This window comes from Spirosoma pulveris (assembly GCF_054781875.1).
Genome location: NZ_BAAGTO010000003.1, coordinates 330,382 through 348,747, shown reverse-complemented (window position 1 = coordinate 348,747; position 18,366 = coordinate 330,382). Strand labels below are relative to the sequence as shown.

11 protein-coding genes are annotated in these 18,366 nt (G+C 52.1%); 5 read left to right on the top strand and 6 right to left on the bottom strand.

Annotated elements, in window-relative coordinates:
• Window positions 1-69 precede the first annotated feature (69 nt).
• Both ACYVJM_RS14220 and tamL read left to right on the top strand, forming a co-directional pair.
• A complete protein-coding gene (locus ACYVJM_RS14220; protein ID WP_461148895.1) occupies window positions 70-5,130 on the top strand; it encodes a translocation/assembly module TamB domain-containing protein in 5,061 nt (1,686 codons plus the stop codon).
• A gap of 6 nt (window positions 5,131-5,136) precedes the next feature.
• Entirely contained in the window at window positions 5,137-7,560 is a 2,424-nt protein-coding gene (gene tamL / locus ACYVJM_RS14215) for a translocation and assembly module lipoprotein TamL (protein WP_461148894.1), read from the top strand.
• A gap of 265 nt (window positions 7,561-7,825) precedes the next feature.
• Here the strand turns inward: tamL and ACYVJM_RS14210 are convergent, their stop codons facing one another.
• Window positions 7,826-8,539, bottom strand: coding sequence for an arylesterase (locus ACYVJM_RS14210; protein ID WP_461148893.1), 714 nt, complete (start codon window positions 8,537-8,539; stop codon window positions 7,826-7,828).
• 85 nt (window positions 8,540-8,624) lie between these two features.
• On the opposite strand from ACYVJM_RS14210, the gene ACYVJM_RS14205 reads away from it, so the two are divergent.
• From ACYVJM_RS14205 to ACYVJM_RS14195, 3 genes are all read left to right on the top strand, one after another.
• A complete protein-coding gene (locus tag ACYVJM_RS14205; RefSeq protein WP_461148892.1) occupies window positions 8,625-9,317 on the top strand; it encodes an ABC transporter ATP-binding protein in 693 nt (230 codons plus the stop codon).
• A gap of 99 nt (window positions 9,318-9,416) precedes the next feature.
• A complete protein-coding gene (locus ACYVJM_RS14200) occupies window positions 9,417-11,924 on the top strand; it encodes an ABC transporter permease (RefSeq protein ID WP_461149224.1) in 2,508 nt (835 codons plus the stop codon).
• Between the two features lie 152 nt (window positions 11,925-12,076).
• The gene (locus ACYVJM_RS14195; protein WP_461148891.1) at window positions 12,077-12,763 is read left to right on the top strand and encodes a thiopurine S-methyltransferase; all 687 of its coding nucleotides are present in this window, start codon (window positions 12,077-12,079) and stop codon (window positions 12,761-12,763) included.
• Between the two features lie 62 nt (window positions 12,764-12,825).
• Here the strand turns inward: ACYVJM_RS14195 and ACYVJM_RS14190 are convergent, their stop codons facing one another.
• The 5 genes from ACYVJM_RS14190 to ACYVJM_RS14170 all read right to left on the bottom strand — a co-directional run bounded on the left by ACYVJM_RS14190 (window position 12,826) and on the right by ACYVJM_RS14170 (window position 18,336).
• Complete coding sequence (locus ACYVJM_RS14190; protein ID WP_461148890.1) at window positions 12,826-13,452, bottom strand: ABC transporter ATP-binding protein; 627 nt, start codon at window positions 13,450-13,452, stop codon at window positions 12,826-12,828.
• A 78-nt stretch (window positions 13,453-13,530) separates the two neighbouring features.
• A complete protein-coding gene (gene lpxA / locus ACYVJM_RS14185) occupies window positions 13,531-14,328 on the bottom strand; it encodes an acyl-ACP--UDP-N-acetylglucosamine O-acyltransferase (protein WP_461148889.1) in 798 nt (265 codons plus the stop codon).
• Between the two features lie 50 nt (window positions 14,329-14,378).
• Complete coding sequence (locus ACYVJM_RS14180) at window positions 14,379-15,773, bottom strand: bifunctional UDP-3-O-[3-hydroxymyristoyl] N-acetylglucosamine deacetylase/3-hydroxyacyl-ACP dehydratase (protein WP_461148888.1); 1,395 nt, start codon at window positions 15,771-15,773, stop codon at window positions 14,379-14,381.
• Window positions 15,774-15,884: 111 nt separating this feature from the next.
• Window positions 15,885-16,913: a UDP-3-O-(3-hydroxymyristoyl)glucosamine N-acyltransferase gene (gene lpxD, locus ACYVJM_RS14175; RefSeq protein WP_461148887.1), complete on the bottom strand. Its 1,029-nt coding sequence runs from the start codon at window positions 16,911-16,913 to the stop codon at window positions 15,885-15,887.
• A 160-nt stretch (window positions 16,914-17,073) separates the two neighbouring features.
• Complete coding sequence (locus ACYVJM_RS14170) at window positions 17,074-18,336, bottom strand: HD domain-containing protein (protein WP_461148886.1); 1,263 nt, start codon at window positions 18,334-18,336, stop codon at window positions 17,074-17,076.
• Window positions 18,337-18,366: the final 30 nt, after the last annotated feature.

The following is an 18,366-nucleotide window of genomic DNA, read 5'->3' as shown; positions in this document are numbered from 1 at the left end:
ATACTTGCAGCAATTAGTAATCTGATTCGATCCTAAACCGGTTAGTTACCTGCCAAAACTCAGCGTCTTGTGTCGAAATTGTTTGTCCGAATACTACTTGGTTTACTTGCTATCGTGCTGTTACTGGCAGGATTTGTGGTTATTATTGCCACAACGCCCTGGGGACAGCAACAGGTAACCCGACAGGTAAACTCCTATCTCGCCCAAAAACTTCAGTCGCCCTTTCATATTGGGCGCATCCACTACTCCATTCCCGACTGGATTGAACTGGAAGATGTTTTCTTCAAAACGCCCAAAGGAGACACTCTCCTCAACGGAGGCCGTATGCGCGTCGACCTCGACATGTGGGGTTTGCTTAACAACCGCGTTGCCATCAATCAGGTAGAGCTTGAGCATATCCGACTGAATATCAGCCGAACACTACCCGATACGGCTTTTAATTTCCAGTATATTCTTGATGCATTCGACACAGGCGCAGCTCCGGAGCCTTCCGACACGGTGTCGACTCCGATGGCCATTAACCTAACCGGCATTGCACTGAAAGATGTGCGGATCAAGTATAAAGACGACGTTACCGGAGCCGATGTCAATGCCTACATGGATAGCCTGCGGGCTGGCTTTAGCGCCACGGACGTAAACACCTCGAAATACCATTTGTCGAATGTAGCGGTAAATAGACTTGACGTGTATACCCGCTTGTACGAGGGCTTGCCCACGCCACCCGGTGCGCCCGCCAAACCCGGCGACACCCTCGACATTGCGCTGGGTAAATGGCAAATCAACCGGGCTAAGTGGGATATCCGCGTAGAAACCGCCGACTTTAAAACCAAAGGCAGCGCCGAGCGACTGGCCATGGAATCGGATTATTTTTACCTGGACGGCGAAAAAATAGGTATCAAATCTCTCGATCTGGCCAATGCCGATGTGGCCGCTACCCTAACAAAACCAACAAAAAAGGCAACGGTAACCCCGCCAACACCCGCTTCGGCAGTAACGCCCGGCTGGCAGGCGAAGCTAACCAACGTCCGCTTTACCAATAACCGAATCCGGTACGACGACGAAACGGCCCCCCGGCAGAAAACGGGCCTCGACTACAGCCATCTCGATTTGCAGAACCTGGGTATCGACGGCCGATTCCTGGTCTATCGGGATCTGGGTAAGCGTGGGCAGAAAATCAGCGGCCAACTGAGAAACGGCCGCTTCCGGGCTACCAGCGGGTTCGTGCTGCAGCAATTGGAAGGTAATATTCTATACACCGACACCACAACCACGATCACCAAACTTTACGTACAAACGCCAACGAGTTTGCTGCGGGATCAGCTGGTGCTCCGGTACGACTCGCTTGGGCAACTGACAGACCCCCGTTTTGCGAAACGAGTAGCCGTTCGGGTAAATCTGCGCCAAAGCCGATTGTCGGTGGAGGATGTCCTTCAACTGGCACCCTTTCTGGCCGACACACCGCCTTTTGCGGGGAATCGTGGGGGAGTATTCCGGGCCAACGCCCTGGCAACGGGTACACTGGCTGCATTGAACCTGCCCCGTCTGGAATTCGATATGCTTTCCGGAACCAGAATTCGCGCCAGTGGCCGGTTAACCAACGTAACGGACCCCAACCGCATAGGTGTCGACATGGCGATTCAAGATGCTACGACGAACCTGGCCGACATCAACAAACTGGTGCCTAAAGGGACCATTCCTTCATCCATTGCTTTACCGCCATCCTTCAAACTGACGGGTAAACTTAAAGGCGCACTAAACGACCTCGTTCTGGATGCCAAACTGAACACCGCCTGGGGCACCGCCGGATTCGATGGTCGGCTTGCCGGATTTGTGGCGGGTAAAAACCAGACGTATAAAGGCACCCTGAACCTGAACGATTTCGATGCGGGCAAATGGCTCAAGCAATCGGGTACGGTTGGAAAAATCACCGGACGGGCTACGGTCGATGGGCGCGGTATCGACGTAAATACGCTGACCACCCGCTTCGATCTGGCCGTTCAATCGGCCGAGCTGAACGGCTATCGCTATCAGAACCTCGACGCCGAGGGTCGGCTGGCGAATGGTAACTTAAACTTAGTGGGTGCCCTCAAAGACCCGAACGCCAATCTGGCACTCGACATCAAAGCCAGTTTAAAAGGCGATTTTCCAAGCGTAGCGGGACAGACGGTCATTAACGAACTGAACCTTCAGCAACTAAAACTGTACAAAGACCCGCTCTCGCTGAAAGGGAAGATCAACCTGGATATGACCTCCACCGACCCGGCCAAACCCGTGGGTACCATTTCGGCGAGTGATGCAGTCATTAGTCTGGACGGCAAAAGCTACCCTGTCGATTCGCTCTATGCCAAACTAGCCGTCGATGGCAAGACCAAAAACGTGGTAGCCCGGCTTCCGGGTGCTCAGCTTCGCCTGAATGGCCAGTTCGAATACGCACAACTGTACGACATAATTGCCGGAGAGATCAGCCAGTACATTGCCCTGCCCTCACTGACCTACAAGCGAATTCCGCCCCCTCATGCCTTTACGCTGGCAATGAAAGCGTACCAGAATCCGTTGCTGCAGGCCTTTGTCCCGGCACTGACCCGAATGGACACCGTCCGGTTCAACGCCTATCTGGACAACACGCGCGACACGACCTTATCGGCCACGCTGCGCACCGGTGTGGTTGTGTACGACACGACCACCTTGCAGGGAAGTACGCTGGCCATACGGGGGATCGGCAACCAGTTAAAAGTAGATGGGCGCATCGATGGCGTATTGTACGATGGCATTACCATTCGGCAAACAGACATCAACGGGATTGCGGCTAATAACCGCTTCCGATTCTCGGTTATTAACAAAGACTCTATCAATCAGGATCTGCACGGACTGGCGGGAACACTCAGCGTGATCGACTCCACCTACCGGTTCCAGTTTGCGCCCAATGGGTTGCTCACGAACTACCAGCGCTGGCAAACCGATACGTCCGGCTTTGCCCAATATGGCAGCGATGGCGTACTAATAAACCGGCTACACATAGAAACCGACCAGCAATCGCTGGAAATCAGCAGTACGGAGCAATACGCTAATGCACCCATACGTGTTACCGCCCGCGCCATTGAACTAGGGAATCTGGCCCGGCTGGCCAATCAGGATACTACACTGGCAAGCGGACAACTCAACGGAACCGTGATTGTTCGCGACTACATGAGCCAGGATTCTAAACTGGCCTTTACAGGTTCTGTTTACGTCGACAGTCTCAAAGTCATGAGCAAGCCCATTGGCAACCTCACAGCCCGTTTCCGCAACGATAGCGACGGACGTATTGGTGTGAATACCGTTTTGGCGGGACCTTACAATGACGCGACCGTTACCGGATTCTACAATCCTGACAATGCCAAACAAGCACTGGAGCTGGCCATCAAGTTAAATCGACTGGACGCCCGTACCATCGAAGCCTTCAGCTTTGGTGAACTGCGCCAGGCCAAGGGGCAGCTTACAGGTGAATTCACCGTTGCCGGGGCAGTCGATAACCCGCAGATGAACGGAAGCGTCGCCTTCGATTCCGTTGGCTTCAACATCAAGCAACTCAACGCGACCTATAATATCGATAATGAGAAACTAGCTTTTTCCGGGCAGACCATCACCCTGAGCGGCTTTGATCTGCGCGATGAACAGGGCCGTACGCTAACGACCGACGGTACCGTTGTGCTCAAAAACCTGCCCGATGCCGCGTATAACCTGCGCGTTCGGGCCGACCATTTCCAGGTACTTAACGCGAGCCGGAAAGATAACGATTACGCCTATGGACAGGCCGCCGTTACTACCGACCTCCGCATCAAAGGAACGGGCACCAATGCGTCTGTCAACGGAACCGTCCGGCTGGAAGACGGCAGTAAAATTTCTATGGTGCTGCCCGATGAAGCTGCCGGCGCCAACGAGGCCAACGAGATTGTGACCTTCATCAACCACAGCGATTCGCTGGCGCTGGTCAAATACTTGTACAAGCCGAAACAGGATACCCTGGGGCCACGACTGGCCTTTGAGCAATTAAGCAACTCCACCATATCGGTCGATCTGGAAGCCGACGAGAAATCGGAGTTAACGATTGTGGTGGATGAGCTGAACGGCGATTACCTCCGTGCACGGGGCAATGCCCGGCTCAACGTAGGCGTTACGGCTTCGGGTGAAGTGACTGTATTGGGTCGGTACGAAGTGACCGAGGGTGAATACTCCCTTACCTACCAGGTGCTGAAACGGCAGTTTGAACTTCAGAAAGGCGGCTACATCAACTTCACCGGCGATCCGCTCAAAGCCGATATTAATATGACGGCCATTTATAAGGTATCGGCTCCTCCGTCAGACCTGATCGGTAGTGAGTCGAGCACTATTGATGCGGCATCTCTCAAACGCAAACTTCCATTTGAGGTCGACTTAACCATCAGCGACAATCTGGCGGCCCCCAAACTCAGTTTCGACATTCGGTCTCCGGAAATAGAGGGCAATAGCGCAGGATCGGACAATTCTCTGGCCACGAGCATTGAAACAAAGCTTCGAACGCTCCGTCAGGACCCGGCGCAAGTTAACAAACAGGTATTTGCGCTGTTGATACTTAACCGTTTTCTACCTGAGAATTCGTCTGACTTCTTCTCGGGATCAGATAATGGCGGGCTTAATACCCAGGCCGAGAACATTGCCCGGAGCAGCGTTAGTAAACTTATTTCGGATCAGCTGGGCAGGTTGGCGTCGGGTGTGCTTAAAGGTTTCGATGTCGACTTCAACTTACTCTCGCAAGCAGGTAGCGCCAACACAGGCGGCACAACAAACGGCAGCCGAACCGACCTGAACGTGGGCCTCTCGAAAAGCTTTCTGGCCGGGCGTGTAACGGTTTCGGTGGGTAAAAACTTTGTGCTGGATAACTCGGCCAATGCGGCTGTCCCCAGTCAGAATCAGGTTTTCGACAACGTATCGGCTAATTACAACATTACCCGCGACGGCCGCTACGTATTACGGGCATACCGTCGCAACGATTACCAGGCCGTACTGGATGGCTACATTATTGAAACGGGGGTTGGGTTCATTATCTCGATGGATTTTAACACACTGTCCGAAATTTTTCGGCGGTCGTCGCCCGGTGCATCGCTGAATTAATCCGTTATGACGTTCTTATCGACATTAAAAATTAGTTTACATACCCTTATCCCATTGCCCAGACGAGCAAAGGCCACCGTCCGTGTGCCGTATGTTGTGTTCGTAGTGCCGGTTTCTATCTGGCTACTCAGTGCGTGTAACATAGCCAAACACTTGCCTGCCAATGACCGGTTGTACATGGGCACGGATGTTAACATTCATGCCGACTCAACGATCTCGTCAACGGAACAGGCTGGGTTGAAAGTGCAGTTGGAAGAACAGGCAAGGCCCCGGCCCAACAAACAGTTGTTCGGCTACCCGTATAAAGTAGGATTTTATTACCTGTTTGGCGAACCCCGCAAACCCAACGGCTTCCGGGCTTGGTTTCGCCGGAAGTTTGGTCAGGAACCCGTGCTGGCCAGTGCCAAAGCGATTTCGTCGAACATTCCCGTTTTCAAAGCTACCTTACAAAACCAGGGTTATTTCGGCTCCGATGCTACGGGTAAACTGGTTGAAGATGGGTACAAAGCACGGGGCGTTTACGATGTTGACGTGAAAGAACGGTTTATCATCGACTCCACTGGTTTTCTGGTCGACTCTACGCCCGTTCGGAAAGCACTACTGGCCTCGGCCCGGCGAACGGTCATCAAAAAAGGAAGCCCGTACCTATTTGAGAATATCAAGCTGGAGCGCGAACGAATCAGCCAGTTTATCAAGCAGCGCGGCTTCTACTATTTCCTTCCCGACTACATCGCCGTCATCGCGGATAATGATACGGCGCGGCACCGCACCAAATTGTATTTCGCCATTAAACCCGAAATGCCCGAAGCCGCAGGAGTTCCCTACTACATTCGTGATGTATTTATCTACTCCAATTACAATCTGTCGACAGCCCGAAACGACACCAACCGGCGGCAGGCTTTCCAGACGAACGAGCAGTTTCGGATAATCGACTCTACCCGCCGATTCGACGATAAATTGTTTCGGGACATTGTTACCGTGCGGCCGGGCCAACGTTATAATAGCCGGATGCAGGATTTGACCCTCTCCCGATTCATTAACGTAGGCGCATTCAAATTTGTCCGTAACCGCTTTGAGCCCGATCAGCAAGGCGACACCGCTGTGCTGGATGTTCACTATTACCTGACCCCATCCCCGGCAAAGTCGGTGCGGGCCGAGCTGGATGGTACCTCGCGCTCCAACAACTTCAACGGTACACAGCTCATCTTAAGCTGGCGCAATCGGAACGCCCTGCGCCGGGCCGAACTGCTAACCATCAATGCCAACGCCGGTATTGAATTTCAGGTGGCAGCGGCCGGAGAAGGCATTACCAATTACCGATTCGGTGCCGATGCTACGTTAAGCTTTCCCCGGCTCGTTTCGCCTTACCGGTTCAAGTACGACCAGCGGCAGGCTTTACCGAAAACAAACGTTACCGTTGGTTATCAGACCATTATCCGGGGAGACTTGTACCGTATCAACTCTGCACAAACAACGTTCGGCTACGCCTGGCGGCAAAGCCAGCAGTTAGAGCACGTTTTTCAGCCTTTCAACGTCAATTACGTTTATGTTCCTTTAAGCCAGGTCAAGCCTCGGGTTCGTGAAATTCTGGAAGACGCGAATACCCCGGATATCATCAAACGACAGTACATCAATACAGTCTATATGTCGGATCAGCTGATTTTAAGCTCGATCTATTCGTTCAATTTTAACTCGCCTGTCCGGTCTCTCTCACCAACCTCGTTCCGGATAACCGCCAACGCAGAAGCAGCAGGCAATCTGGCGAGTCTTTTCTTCAAAAAGCCGCTGGAAAACGATGATCGTAGCGGCATTTTTGGTGTTCCCTATGCCCAGTTCATTCGACTCGATGTAGATGGTCGACTGTATCGTAAGCTAACCCCAAAAATAACCTGGGCTAACCGCCTGTTTGCGGGCGCGGGATTTACGTATGGTAACTCTAAGGACCGGTCACTGCCGTTTACCAAACAGTACTTCGTTGGGGGCAGTAACAGCATCCGGGCTTTTCGGCCAAGAGCTATCGGGCCCGGCTTGTTCACCCGCGACACCATCCGCAACCTGCCCCTGTTTCAGGATGGCGGTGGTGATATTCGTCTGGAAGCCAATACGGAAATACGGGCCAAGTTCACTAAATACATTGAAGGAGCTGTGTTTGTCGATGCCGGGAATGTATGGTCGTACTCCGATGCAACAACGTTCGGCCCCGAAGCCCTCTTTACCAGCACATTTTATAAGCAGATCGCCGTTGGGGCGGGCGTCGGTATCCGAATCGACTTATCCTACTTCCTGGTGCGGCTCGACGTAGCGGCTCCCCTCCGAAAGCCCTATCAAACAGAAGGCAGCGAATGGGTCATTGACAAGATGGCTTTCGGCAGTCCAACCTGGCGAAAGGAAAACCTGGTCTTTAATATAGGCGTAGGCTACCCGTTTTAGTTGAGTGGTGGGGTGAGTGGATTGATTGAAGTGAGTAAACTAGTGGAGTAATGGACTCTGGTCTACCTACTGCACTAGTTTACTCACTTCATTTATTACACCTAACGTGAATAATGGTTAGTTAAGGACTGAAAAAAAACTCGTCTTTGTCATCCCGACGCCAAGACCAAGCCGCCAGGATGGCAAAAATCTTATAAATAAACCTTCTGTCTTTTAACTATTTAACTCAAGACTCGCCCATTATTCACGTTACACCTGCTCCACCTCACTTCAACACGGGCCGGATAACTTTCCAGACGTTATTGGCCACAATCTTGTGACCGGCGGGTGTCGGATGGATACCGTCGGGTTGGTTTAATTTGGGGATACCGCCCACATTTTCGAGCAGGAAAGGAATCAAAACGGCTTTATTCTGATCGGTAAGCTCCTTGAATAACCCCCGAAACTCTTTGGCATAACTCGTACCCATATTGGGTGGAATCTGCATACCAGCAAGTACAATCGTCGCCTGGGGGCTCTTTAACCGTACCGTATCCATAATAGCCTGTAGATTTTTACGGGTGTCGGCCAGCGGGAGACCACGCAGCCCGTCGTTACCACCCAGTTCGAGCACGAAGACGGCTACCGGCTGGCGCAGTACCCAGCCAATCCGGCTTTTACCCCCGGCGGTCGTTTCGCCACTCAATCCAGCATTGACAACCGTATAATTCAGGCCGAGCGAGTCGATTTTTTTACCGATCAAAGCCGGAAACGCCTGCGATGGTTCTACCCCATAGCCAGCCGTCAGGCTGTTGCCATAAAACAGGACGGTTTGTTTTTTAGCGGGAGTCCCCAACTTTTCCTTAGCCTCCTGTGCCGGGGCATTTACGGTGTTATCGTTCGATTTTGTATCGGATGAGCCACAACCCCAGACCGTTAAGACCAGCAGCAACCCGTTTATCACAGAATGGAGCGTTTTACTATTCATGCAGAACTTCATTGTTTTACTACGAGTTAATTAATGAACATAGCGTGGTGAGCCAATGCGCGTTCATCAAAAAGTCGCAACAACCCTTTTTTGTTCCATGAGTATTCTTCGCGTCGAAAATCTAACGAAAACCTATTCGAGTGGGGGTCAGGATTTAACCGTACTTCACGGCGTCAACTTCACGCTCGAACCCGGCGATACCTTCTCCATCGTTGGCCCATCGGGCAGTGGTAAAACGACCTTACTTGGTTTATGCGCGGGTTTAGACCGATCTTCATCGGGTAGCGTTTATCTGAATGATGTTCGACTGGATACACTTAACGAAGACCAGCGGGCAGCTATCCGCAACCAGTACGTTGGCTTTATTTTCCAGAACTTTCAGTTGCTGCCCACGCTTACCGCACTCGAAAATGTAATGGTTCCACTTGAGCTGCGTGGAGAAAAAGGAGCATTCAAAGCCGCGCAGGCCTTGCTGGAGCGCGTAGGACTGGGCAAGCGCGGACACCACTACCCTACCCAACTGTCGGGGGGCGAGCAGCAGCGGGTATCGCTGGCCCGTGCTTTTGCCAATCGACCCAAACTACTTTTTGCCGACGAACCCACGGGTAACCTCGACGCTGATACCAGCGCCACCGTTGTCGATCTGCTCTTTGAACTCAATCGGGAAGCCGGAACAACCCTCGTTCTGGTTACGCACGACATGGAACTGGCCGCCCGCACACAGCGGGTTATCCGGATAAAAGGCGGCACGGTCGTCGAAGAATTAGTGAATGAGCGAGTGACAGAATGAGCGAGTGCAGCATCAAGTATTTATCTTAATGATAAACTTTTCATGCTTACTTCTAGCATTCACTAATAGAAAATTATGAATACCTCCTGGCTTTTTCGAATGGCCTGGCGCGATAGCCGCCGGAGCCGACAGCGGCTACTTCTGTTCATGTCGGCCATTGTGCTGGGCATTGCGGCTTTGGTGGCCATCAACTCGTTCGGCGATAACCTCGCCCGTAGTATTGACGATCAGGCCCGCGAGTTGCTCGGTGCCGATTTAACCTTCTCCTGGAGCCGACCGCCATCCCAAAAAATGACCAAAGTGGCCAAGACACTGGGCCGCGACCGTGCTTACGAAGTTTCGTTTGCCTCGCTCGTGTCTGTCACCAAAACGGGGGGCGTCAGACTGGCGCAGGTGAAAGGGCTGGAAGGAAATTTCCCCTATTACGGAACCTGGGAGGTACAGCCCGCGTCGGCTATCCAAACATTCAGGCAGGCAGCCAGCCGGGTAGCGCTGGTTGATGATGGGCTGCTGGTCCAGTTGGGTGCCCAGCCCGGCGATTCCGTCCGGGTGGGTAATGTATCATTCCTGATTGCGGGGCGGGTCACAAAAACACCGGGACAGGCGGCTATCGCGGCTACCGTTGCGCCCACCGTATTCATTCCTAACCAGTTTCTGGCCAATACCGGTCTGTTACAGCGCGGCAGTCGGGTAGCCTACAAATATTATTACCAATTTGCGCCCGGCACAGATGTTGAGAAATACGTTAAAACCATCTCGGCCCGGCTCGATAAAGAAGGCATTAGCTACGATACCGTTGAGGGACGCAAGAAACAAACCGGCCGCTCCTTCGCCGACCTCACCAAATACCTGAGTCTGGTTGCGTTTGTAGCGCTGTTGCTGGGCTGCGTGGGCGTAGCCAGCGCCGTTCAGTTATACGTGAAAGAGAAGGTAACATCGGTGGCTATTCTGCGAACACTCGGTGCCAGCGGACGGCAGGCATTCCTGATCTACCTCATCCAGACAGCCCTTATGGGCCTTCTTGGCGCGGTTATTGGTGCATTGGCCGGATCGGTTATCCAGTTGGTGCTCCCCCGTGTATTCAGCAACTTCCTGCCCATAACGGTCGAAACGACCTTGTCAGCTTCAGCCATATTGGGCGGCATTGGTACGGGGGTGCTCATCTCGGTACTCTTCTCGCTGCTTCCTCTGCTGGCCATTCGCAACGTGTCGCCCCTCCGAACACTGCGGAGTTCGTACGAAGCTGACCTGAGCAACCGTGACCCATTCCGGTGGCTGGTTTACCTGCTTGTGCTTGGGTTCATAGTTGGTTTTGCGTATCTGCAAACCAGAAATTTTATGCTGGCGGTAAGCTTTACGGGTGGTCTGGCGGTTGCTTTTGGCATTTTGACCCTGCTTGGTCTGGGGCTCATCTGGCTGGTGCGTAAATTCTTTCCGGCCTCGTGGAGCTACGTCTGGCGACAAAGTTTAGCCAATCTATACCGACCTAACAACCAGACGCTTATCCTTGTCACATCCATCGGTTTAGGCGCCTTTCTGATTGCGACACTTTACCTCACCCAGGGTCTGTTACTGGGCCGGGTGGAGCTATCGGCCAGCGGGAAACAACCCAATATGGTGCTGTTCGATATTCAGAATACGCAGATTGCGGGTATTCGGTCGCTGGTAACGAAACAGAAGCTGCCCATTTTGCAGGAAGTGCCGGTCGTAACCATGCGTCTGAACGATATTAACGGTACCACCAGCGCTGTTCGGAAGAATGTCAAAGACACGACCGCCAAAACACCTAGTTGGGCGTTCACCCGCGAGTACCGGGTTACGTACCGGGATACGCTCATTTCGTCGGAGAAGCTGATTTCGGGAAAAGCGCCTTATCAGGAAAACGGCGCTGTTTATGTATCGATAGAGAATGGTTTTCTGGATCGGATGCACCTTAAACTGGGCGATACGCTCAACTTCAATGTGCAGGGTGCACCCATCCAAACGATTGTTGGCGGCACGCGTGAGGTAGAGTGGAACCGGGTGCAAACCAACTTCCTGGTCGTCTTCCCCTCGGGTGTGCTGGAGCAGGCACCGCAGTTTCATGTGCTGATGACCCGCGTACCAGACAACCAGACTTCAGCTGTACTCCAACGTGCGTTGGTCAATAACTTCCCGAATGTTTCGGCCATCGACCTTGGCCTAATCCTGAAAACCGTCGATGAGATTCTGGGACAGATTTCGTTTGTTATTCAATTTATGGCCCTGTTCAGCATTCTGACGGGTCTGCTGGTGCTGGCCAGTTCAGTCGTTATCAGTAAATACCAGCGGCTCCGGGAGAGTGTGCTGCTGCGGACGCTCGGGGCAAGCCGTGGGCAGATTCTACGGATTACGGCGCTGGAATATGGGTTATTAGGATTACTGGCCGCGCTTTCGGGTATTTTACTTTCGCTGGTAAGCACCTGGAGTCTGGCCCGGTTCGTCTTCGAAGTCCCTTATCAGCCGAGTGCTCTCCCATTACTTGTGGTCACCCTCACGGTTACCTTACTTACGGTAGTGATCGGCGTTTTTAACAGCCGGGAAGTGCTGGTCAGGCCACCGCTGGATGTACTGCGGGCGGAGGGATAAAGGACGACACCTGCGTAGTTTCCCCTACGTATCACACTGATTTACGGGAATATACGGCATTTACAGAATCCGTACATCCGCGCTAAAAACCAGGCGAAAGAGAAGAGAACTTTGTCGCATCAAACTACGCAAAACCCTCTCCTCTTTACGTCATGGAAAAAGCATTCTGGATGAACTCCTGGGAATTAGAAGGTCCTTACACCAGCTTTCACCGCAAAGACATTCATCCTTACCTGATCAAACACCTCCCACCGTTCTCACTCGAAGGCAAGTCCGTATTCGTTCCCTTGTGCGGCAAAAGTGTTGACCTGATCTACTTCAGTCACTTCGCCAACCGGGTTGTAGGAGTCGAACTTGTTGAGAAGGCCGTTCTCCAGTTCTTTTCTGAAAATCAATTAGCTTACAAACGCGTTGGGAACCGGTACATCGCAGGAAACATCACTATTTTCTGCTGTGACCTTTTCTCCCTGACACCCGACGATCTTGGGCCGATCGATGTCGTTTACGACCGGGCTTCGCTCGTGGCCTTACCCGATGCCATGCGGATGCGCTACCTGCAAACCCTCGAAGCGTTGACACCGGTGGGTGCCCTGACATTCCTGAACACGGTTGAGTACGCTCCAACGTTACCTTCTCCTCCTTTCAGCATTTCGCCCCGCGATGTTTCATCGTACTTTCCCAACTATGTAATTGACCACGTCGAAAGCCCGGTGCTGCCTAACCATGGCATGGTGCGCAAGTTCAATCTGTCTTTCCTGATCGAACACGGCTTTCTGATGCGGAAACTGTATGATTCTCCGGTGAGCATTGAGGAAGAGCAGCTCGCCGAAGCCTTCTAAAAACGTTTCTTTTCAAAGATTGAATCGTGCCGTCTGGTTTTCAAACCGGGCGGCACAGCTTTTTACCGCACTTTCCACTGCATTACATCCAGTACATTGGGGCAGAAATCGTACTCTTCGGGTTGATTGGAGCCAATGAGGAGAAGCTGATTGGTATCGAGTTGGCGTACCTGTTCGTGATACCAGGCAGCGCCCTGCCGATCAAGGTTGGAAGTGGGTTCGTCGAGAATGACGATGGGTGAGCTTGAGAAGAAAGCCAGCCCGAGCTTTACGCGCTGCTTCATCCCCGACGAGAAGTACTTTATCTCTTTGTGCCGGGCCTGCGTTAACAGCAACCGCTCGGCAACTGCTTCGGGAGTGAGTTTATTTTTGAATGGCTTGAACGTCTGGTGAAATGTCAGCAGTTCATCCAGCGTCAATTCTTCCACCAGTTCAACGTAGGGAGCGGCAATGCTCACCTGCCGAAACCAGTTGTCGGGATCGATGCGCGTGTTGTTGTCCGAATAGATGAGATTTCCCTCGGTAGCGGGCAGGTTTCCGGCCAGCAACTGGAGCAGCGTCGACTTTCCACTGCCGTTTGGCCCCACAAACGTGTAGCTCTCTCCGGCACGGAGCGTTAGGTCTACCCGCCGAAAAATCCACTCCTTCCGATATTTTTTACCGATTTCCTCGGTAGCGATTGTCAGCATTATGTGGCAGCCCGATGGCGCAAGGCATGAGCCTGCGTAGCCTGGCCTACATGGCCCGGCCCAGCACCATCTTCCTATTTATTCCCGTTCGACATTAGTGGTTGACGGGCCTTTCATGATCCCGCGTTCCGACGACCGAATGAAGTTCACAATTTCGTCGCGCTCATCTGAGGGCGGCAGTTCGAGTTCAATTTGAGTCAGGGCATCGGCATTGTTCAGGCCGCGCATGTAGATATAGCGGTAGATTTCCTGAATCTGGTTGATCTTATCGTTTTCAAAGCCTCTACGACGCAGACCAATGGAATTGATACCCGTATAGGATAGCGGTTCGCGGGCGGCTTTTGTAAACGGCGGCACATCTTTCCGTACCAGCGAGCCACCCGAAATCATAGCGTGAGCGCCGATTTTCACCCATTGGTGTACCGAGCTGGACCCGCCAATAATGGCCCAGTCGCCCATGTGGACGTGTCCGCCCATCTGCACATTGTTAATTATCAGGCAGTGGTTGCCAATCCGGCAGTCGTGGGCTACGTGTGCGTAGGCCATTACCAAACAATCCGATCCAATTTCCGTCTTCCAATGCTCTTCCGTTCCCCGGCTAATGGTCGCGTACTCCCGTATGGTCGTGTTATCCCCGATGTATGTCCGGGTATATTCGTTGTTAAATTTTAAATCCTGGGGCGTTGAGGAAATAACCGCTCCGGGATAAATCTTACAATTCCGGCCAATACGAGCCCCCTCGTTGATGACTGCGTGCGAACCAATCCATGTTCCTTCGGCAATCTCAACGTCTTTATGGATAATAGCAAATGGCTCGATCACCACGTTCTGCGCTATTTTCGCTTCGGGGTGGATATAAGCTAATGGTTGAATCATGTTTTTTACGATGAATGATGAACGATGAATGAAAACGGATTCATCATTCATCATTTCTTTTTAACCAGACTGGCAATCATGTCCGCTTCACAGACCAACTGATTGGCGACATAGCCTCGCCCCTGCATTTTCACAATACCGCGCTTCATGGGTGATGTGAACTCACACTTAAAGATTACCGTATCGCCGGGCAAAACGTTGCGCCGGAACCGGCAGTTTTCAATCCCTACCAGAAATGGCCAATAGTTCTCAGGATCAGGGACGGTGCTAAGAACCAGAATACCCCCTGTTTGCGCCATCGCTTCAAGCTGCATGACGCCGGGCATGACCGGGTTTCCGGGAAAATGGCCCGGAAAAAACGGTTCATTCATCGTCACGTTCTTGATTCCCACTACGCTGTTCTCGTCCAGCGCAATGATTTTGTCAATCATCTGAAACGGGTAGCGGTGCGGCAGAAGCTGCGAAATCCGGTTAATATCGAGTACCGGCGGTTGCGTAGGGTCATATTTAGGTACCTGGTTAACCGCGTTCTTCTGAATCAGTTTCTTAATCTTTTTGGCAAACGCCACGTTGGCCGCGTGGCCGGGCCGGGCCGCCAGAATCTGCGCCTTGATGGGTCGGCCAATGAGGGCCAGATCGCCCACCATATCGAGCAGTTTATGGCGCGCCATTTCGTTGGGGTAGTGCAGTTCCAGGTTATTCAGAATGCCCTCCTGTTTGTTGACGCTCACTTTAGGCTTGTGCAGCAGATCGGCCAGGTAGTCCAGTTCGCCGTCTTTCACCTCCCGATCCACAATAACAATGGCGTTGGTCAGATCGCCCCCTTTAATGAGGTTCTGCTTGTACAACGCTTCCAGCTCGTGCAGAAAAACAAAGGTACGGCAGTTGGCAATCTGCTCCGGAAACTGGCTGATATCGTTCAGATACGCGTGCTGGCTGCTGATGACCCGCGAGTTATAATCAACCATCACCGTAAGCCGGTAGTCATCCAGTGGCAGGGCGGCCAGTTCGATGTCTTTCTCCGGATTGCGGTAATGAACGTATTCGCTTACTTCAAAATAATTACGGCTGGCATTCTGCTCTTCAATACCGGCTTCGCGCAGGGCGTTGATAAACTGAATGGACGACCCATCCATGATGGGCGGTTCGGGACCATCCAACTGAATCAGAACGTTATCCAGTTGTAAACCCACCAGAGCCGCCAGTGTATGCTCGACGGTATGAATCCGTGCGCCACTCTGCTCGATGGTCGTTCCCCGCGACAGATCCACTACGTTATCGACGTCAGCATCAACAATGGGTTGCCCCGGTAAGTCGATGCGTTGAAATTTATAGCCGTGGTTTGTGGGTGCGGGCAGGAAAGTCATGGTTGCAGAGACCCCTGTGTGCAGGCCCACGCCCGATACCGATATGGATTTCTGAATGGTCTGTTGTTTGGTATTCATTCGTTTTCAGCTTCAGATTATCGTTCTGAGTTTATGATAAATGGTTAGCAGATGCGCCTGTTCTGGCGTCAGCCAACCATTACCGCAACGTCAACATCGATAAATCGTAAACTATTTTTCGGTTTTCTTTTCCAGTTTTGTTACCCGTTGTTCCAGTGCGGGCAATTTTCGAAAGATTGCCTGTGAGCGCATGTTATCCCGCAGCAAAAAGGCGTGGGAACCATTTAAAGATATGCCTTCCTCCTCCACATTTTTACCCACTCCCGACTGCGCTCCAACTTTTGTACCGTTGGCAATAGTCAGGTGACCGGCAAAACCAACCTGCCCCGCAATGACGCAGTTTTCGCCCAGTTTCGTTGAGCCGGAAACGCCCGTTTGAGCGGCAATGACCGTATTGCGACCAATGTCGACATTGTGCCCGATCTGAATCAGGTTGTCTAACTTAACCCCCTGTCTGATTATAGTTGACCCCATCGTGGCGCAGTCGATTGTTGTTCCGGAACCAACATTTACGCAATCTTCCAGAATAACGTTGCCAAGCTGAGGAATCGTTTTGTACGAACCATCCGGTTGTGGCGCAAAGCCAAACCCTTCACTGCCGATAACGGCATTGGGATGAATGACGCAGTTTTTTCCGATGACACAGTTATCCAGAACACGGGCGCCGGGATGAATGATTGTGTTATCGCCAATGTGAACGTTGTTGCCAATGTAGGCGTGTGGGTAGATTTTGACGTTTTGTCCAATCTGGCAGTTTTTACCAACGTACGAAAAGGCGCCCCGGTAAATCTGCTCACCAAACTGGCTACCCTCGCCAACATAGGAAGGCTGTTCTACACCAATGCGGGCAAAACTCAATTGTCTGTAATATTCTTCCAGCAGTTGGGCAAAGGCGGAGTAGGAATTTTCTACAAAAATCAAAGCAGAGGAAACCGGCTGTTTAGGCTGAAACGACTGGTCGACAATCACCGCCGATGCCTGAGTTGTATACAGAAACGGTTCATACTTGAGATTCGACAGAAACGATATATCGCCTGGCTTCCCTTCTTCAATTTTGGCTAATCCGGTGATAGCCAGTGTTTCATTTCCGGCTACTTCGCCCCCCAGCAGTGTGGCAATCTGCTTGACTGTAAACTTCATATACGTATGACTACCGTCGCAAAGCACTCAATTTCTGCGATCGATTGGGCCGCTAAGGTAACTAACAAATTGCACTTTGCGGATAAAATCGCCCGGAAATAGTTCATTATGTGGTAAGTTTTCATTCCGGCAGCCGGATCGATTTACCCCGTGAAGCCGGTTACTGACTCAGGGTTTTACTCAATACCGGCAATTCTTTTGCCCAGCAGACATAATAGCGACGTACGATGTTGGTGAGCACCTGAATATTAGACAAGTCGGAGGCATCGGCAATGTCGATGACCTTACCGGATTTGAGCTTGATACTGATCCGATCGCCGGAGGGTAGGTAAGCGGCATTGGTGGCCTGCCCCTCAACCAGGAAGTACGATCGCTGTTCTTCCGATAGTCCCAGTTGATTCAGTTGATCCTCCAGCTCAACCAGCAGCTCGCCGGCAAAGGGCTCTGTCGATAGCATAATTTTGAACAGCTTCCGATCGAGCAGCATCTGACAAAGCGTCGACAAAACAAAATCAGGATGCAGCGCCCACTGCTTGATGCAGAACCACACATCGAAATCGTCGAGCCGGGTAAAGGCATTCAAATAGGTTTGGTTCGTTCGAAAATCAGCCAGTGAGATACTGTCCTGCAAAAACAGCCGAAATGATTCCGGAGCAAAGACAGCTTCAGGACCCATCTGTTGAATCAGGAAACGCGCCCGCCGTAAAATCTGAATCAGCATGGACTCAGCGCAGATGGAGGTTTTGTGCAGGTATACCTGCCAGTACATCAGCCGACGGGCGTTCAGAAAATTTTCGACGCTCAGAATTCCTTTCGCTTCCACAACCAGCTGGTCGTTTACCAGATCGAGCATTTTAATGATCCGCTCGGCCCCGATGGCCCCTTCCGCCACGCCCGTATAATACCCGTCGCGGTTGAGGTAATCCATCCGGTCCATATCCAGCTGACTGGATATCAGCTGGTGAAAGAACGGGCGTTCGTAGGTTCCTTCAAACATGCGGATAGCCAGCGAAAGGGCTCCGTTGAACTGCTGGTTGAGTTCGCGCATGAGCAGCAGCGAAATTTCCTCATGAGGAACATCCTCCAGCAGGCAACATTCCAGCACATGCGAAAATGGGCCGTGACCAACGTCGTGCAGCAGAATGGCGATCTGAGCAGCTTCGCACTCTTCACTACTAATGCGATGGCCTTTGCTTTGCAGGGTACTCATAGCCTGCCCCATGAGGTGCATAGCCCCCAGGGCGTGATGAAACCGGGTGTGCAAAGCGCCCGGATAAACGTACTCAGACAGGCCTAACTGTTTGATACGCCGAAGACGCTGAAAATACGGATGCTCAACCAAATCGAAAAGTAACTCGGTCGGGATCGTGATAAACCCATAAACGGGATCGTTGAGAATTTTCTTCTTGTTAGGCGCTGACATTCAGCAAAGATACCGGACAGGATTGCAGGA

Excerpts from the sequence above, each read along its gene's own strand:
- tamL (WP_461148894.1), top strand. The coding sequence starts at position 5,137 with ATGACGTTCTTATCGACATTAAAAATTAGTTTACATACCCTTATCCCA.
- ACYVJM_RS14210 (WP_461148893.1), bottom strand. The coding sequence starts at position 8,539 with ATGAAGTTCTGCATGAATAGTAAAACGCTCCATTCTGTGATAAACGGG.
- ACYVJM_RS14205 (WP_461148892.1), top strand. The coding sequence starts at position 8,625 with ATGAGTATTCTTCGCGTCGAAAATCTAACGAAAACCTATTCGAGTGGG.
- ACYVJM_RS14200 (WP_461149224.1), top strand. The coding sequence starts at position 9,417 with ATGGCCTGGCGCGATAGCCGCCGGAGCCGACAGCGGCTACTTCTGTTC.
- ACYVJM_RS14195 (WP_461148891.1), top strand. The coding sequence starts at position 12,077 with ATGGAAAAAGCATTCTGGATGAACTCCTGGGAATTAGAAGGTCCTTAC.
- ACYVJM_RS14190 (WP_461148890.1), bottom strand. The coding sequence starts at position 13,452 with ATGCTGACAATCGCTACCGAGGAAATCGGTAAAAAATATCGGAAGGAG.
- lpxA (WP_461148889.1), bottom strand. The coding sequence starts at position 14,328 with ATGATTCAACCATTAGCTTATATCCACCCCGAAGCGAAAATAGCGCAG.
- ACYVJM_RS14180 (WP_461148888.1), bottom strand. The coding sequence starts at position 15,773 with ATGAATACCAAACAACAGACCATTCAGAAATCCATATCGGTATCGGGC.
- lpxD (WP_461148887.1), bottom strand. The coding sequence starts at position 16,913 with ATGAAGTTTACAGTCAAGCAGATTGCCACACTGCTGGGGGGCGAAGTA.
- ACYVJM_RS14170 (WP_461148886.1), bottom strand. The coding sequence starts at position 18,336 with ATGTCAGCGCCTAACAAGAAGAAAATTCTCAACGATCCCGTTTATGGG.